General features: G+C 68.7%; 1 protein-coding gene. It reads left to right on the forward strand.

What is annotated here, in order from left to right; genetic code table 11:
- Nucleotides 1-112: 112 nt before the first annotated feature.
- A partial coding sequence (locus CLV30_RS25800) for an ISL3 family transposase (protein WP_244908040.1) occupies nt 113-1,092 on the forward strand: 980 nt, incomplete at its 3' end.

Raw genomic sequence — 1,092 nt, forward strand, 5'->3', positions numbered from 1 at the left:
GGCTCTTGTGACGTTTCCGTGGGTGGGTGAGCGCGTCTGATAGAGCTGCACGCCGCTCTCGCTCTAGGTTTCTGTCTTGTCAGGGATCAGAAACTGCAGAGCGGAGAGCGGCGTGCGGAGTCCCAGCCTATGGCGTGCCTTGTTGGGCGTCGAGAAGACCGTGGTCGAGGAAGTCGAGTACGACGAGAACGATGAGGTTGTGGTGGCGCATGTGCGACCCCGTCGTGCCAAGCACGGCCGGTGCGGGGCGTGTGGGCGGTGTGCGCCGTGGTTCGACCGTGGCGAAGGGCGGCGGCGGTGGCGTGCCCTGGATCTGGGCACGGTCCGGGTCTTCCTCGAGGCCGACGCGCCACGAGTGACCTGCCAGGTCCACGGCCCGACGGTGCGGCAGATGCCCTGGGCCCGCCACGGTGCCGGACACACCCACGCCTTCGACCAGCAGGTGGCATGGCTGGCCACCCAGTGTTCCAAGAGCGCGGTCACCGCGTTGATGCGGATCGCCTGGCGCACCGTAGGCAGCATCGTCACCCGGGTCTGCGCCGACATCGACGCCCGGGTGGACCGGCTGTCCGGGCTCCGGCGCATCGGGATCGACGAGGTCAGCTACCGCAAGGGGAAGAAGTTCTTGACCGTGGTCGTCGATCACGACACCGGGCGGTTGGTGTGGGCCAGGCCGGGCAGGGACGCGGCCACGCTGAGGGTGTTCTTCGACGAGCTGGGCGCTGAGCGAAGCGCCCAGCTGACCCACGTCTCGGCCGACACCGCCAGCTGGATCGCGAACACCGTCGCCACGCGCGCCCCGCAAGTAGTGGTCTGCGCCGACCCGTTCCACGTCGTCGCCTGGGCCACGCAATGCCTCGACGACGTCCGACGCGAGGTGTGGAACGAGGCCCGCCGCAAGCCCGGCGGCACGAAGGCATGGGGCAGCCACGCCGGGCTACGCCACAACACCTCCCGCGGCAACGCGAGGAAGCTGCAGCGCTCCCGCTACGCACTGTGGAAGAACCCCGAGGACCTCACCGAGAACCAACGCGCCAAACTCGAATGGATCGCGGCCACCAGCCCCAAGCTCCACCGCGCCTACCTGCTCAA

It is taken from the genome of Haloactinopolyspora alba, from assembly GCF_003014555.1.
Taxonomy (GTDB): domain Bacteria; phylum Actinomycetota; class Actinomycetes; order Jiangellales; family Jiangellaceae; genus Haloactinopolyspora; species Haloactinopolyspora alba.